We start from the raw sequence: 2,455 nt of genomic DNA on the forward strand, positions 1-2,455 counted from the left end.
TATCTTGACCAATGCCTTTGGGGAATTTAAGATTAGGGCCTCGTTGGGGGAGGAACTTATTTTTGAGAGTCCACAGTTTGAAACGGTTCGGCATCGCATTCGGAGTGGGGAGGATGTTGACGTGAAAGTCAGGGGGTATGCTGAAAAAGGGGAGAGTAGCTTTGGAAGCAATAAAAGTTCCCGTAACGAGGTTTCGTTGCATGCCCTCTGCTTGGATTCTGCCAACTACTATAAAAAAACCAATATCGAGCGAAGTATTGATTTCATCACAAAATCGATTGCTCAATTGGGTCAAAGAGCGGATAAAAGGGAACTTGCACAATCCTTGTCCACCTTAGGGGAGGTCTATTATTATCATAAACAATACGATCTGTCCATTGCCAGTTATTTAGATGCCTTGGAAGCACAAAACTCGACCAAAACGTCATTTTTATTAGGGAAGGCCTATGTGGCCAATGGGGATTTTAAAAATGCGGAACAAACCTTAACGCCTCTCTTGAAGGTCAGGAATATGGTGCCCTTTCAAAAAGTGGAACTCTATGAATATTTGGGGGACGCTTACTTGGGTATGGCCGATATCGAAAAGGCAGTAGCCTTCTACAGGGAAGGATTGACCATTGCCGAGAAAAACCAGGTCACCCCCAAAGTCACCGATCTGAATTCGAAGATTGCCGATGCCTATGTCAAGGACAATCGGAATATAGAGGCCGAAGGCTATTATTCCAATTCGCTGCAATTGGCCAAAAGTGAGGCCCCGAAGCGATCGATTCAGGAAAAGGAAAAAGTGGCCGATTTCTACAATAAAAAAAATAGGTTCGACGAGGAGATCCAATTGCGCAAACAAAGTTTGAACGAGCTTGAGGAATTACCGGCTGAGACCAAGGTGAGTGCAGACACCCCCAAAGCAGTCGACTCCATAACCGCTCAACGCATCAATTACAAGATTGCGAATGCGTACATAGCCAAGGACAATTACGATGAGGCCATTCCCTATCTCCAGAGGAGTATTGTTGAGGCCGATAGTGATGATGATCTGGTCATTCAGAAAGATGCCACACGAAAATTATCGGAGGTCTACGAGTATAAAGGAGAATTCAACAAGGCCTTGGAAACCTATCAGGCGTATGTGGCCGTGGTCGATACCCTATACATTCGAAAAGAGCAGGAAATTTCGCGAGCCGCACGACTCAACCGTGAAATTGCGGCAAAGCAAAGTCGAATCGCTGGTTTGGAGCAGGACCGGGAGTTGTCGCAGAGCAAGTACGATTTGGCGATTACAGGTCAGCAATTGCAAGAGGAAAGTAACAAACGAAAGAACTGGGTCATCTACTCCTTGCTTTTTGGCATGCTGTTGATGGGGTTGGCGGCCTTCTTTTTTTATAGGAGCAACCAGCAACAGAAACTGGCGAATAATCTATTGGCCTTGAAATCATTGCGTTCCCAAATGAACCCGCATTTTATTTTCAATGCACTGAATTCGGTAAACAGTTATATTGCCAAGAGCGACGAACGCAGTGCCAATAGGTACTTGAGCGATTTTTCTACGCTGATGCGGGCTGTTTTGGAGAACTCCGAGGAAGATTTTATTCCGTTGTCGAAGGAGTTGGAATTGATACGCTTGTACGTGAAATTGGAGCATTCCCGTTTCCCCGACAAGTTCGATTATTCGATCCATGTAGATGACACCATCGATATCGATAGCTACCAGATACCTCCCATGCTCCTACAGCCCTATATTGAGAATGCCATTTGGCATGGCTTGCGGTATAAAGAGCATAAAGGGTGCCTGCGTATCGAACTTAAAAATTTGGAAAGGAACTCCATACAAATTACGGTAGAGGATGATGGTATAGGACGAAAAAAATCCGCTGCCATAAAGACCCAAAACCAAAAGAAACAAAAATCAAAAGGAATGGGGAATATCAGCAAAAGAATCGCCATCTTAAACGAAATGTACAAAGATAAGGTAGACGTACATATCACTGACTTGAGCACTGATGGACAGGGTACCAGGGTCTTGTTCACTTTAAAAAAGGATACATGAACTTAAATGCACTAATTGTTGAAGACGAGGCAAATAGTAGGGACATCCTTCGAAACTATTTGACGAAATATTGCGGAAATGTAACGGTCGTTGGGGAGGCAGCTTCCATTCAGGAGGCCCTTCAGCTGATCAAGGACCAAGAGCCCGACCTGGTTTTCCTGGATGTTGAAATGCCCTATGGCAATGCGTTCGACCTATTGGATCAGTTGCCCGAAAGAAGCTTTGAGACCGTTTTTGTTACGGCATACAATCAATATGCCATCGATGCCCTGAACAATCATGCGGCGTATTATTTGATGAAACCGATCAATATTGATGAATTGATCAAGGCCGTCGATTACGTCTCGGAAATCAAGACCAAGGAAACGGCACTCGAAGATCAGGTATTGAATGCCCAGTTGCCTGGTGTCG

The 2,455-nt window shown here is 44.7% G+C and carries 2 protein-coding genes; both read left to right on the forward strand.

What is annotated here, in order from left to right; translation table 11 throughout:
- The first annotated feature begins 1 nt into the window (after nucleotide 1).
- A complete protein-coding gene (locus WBM98_RS09930; protein WP_424365866.1) occupies nucleotides 2-2,044 on the forward strand; it encodes a tetratricopeptide repeat-containing sensor histidine kinase in 2,043 nt (680 codons plus the stop codon).
- Nucleotides 2,041-2,455, forward strand: a 415-nt coding sequence (locus WBM98_RS09935; RefSeq protein ID WP_424365867.1) for a LytR/AlgR family response regulator transcription factor, incomplete at its 3' end; no start/stop codon positions are given. The genes WBM98_RS09930 and WBM98_RS09935, both read left to right, overlap by 4 nt.

Origin of the sequence: Maribacter sp., from assembly GCF_049667165.1 — a bacterium.
Classification (GTDB): Bacteria; Bacteroidota; Bacteroidia; order Flavobacteriales; family Flavobacteriaceae; genus Maribacter_A.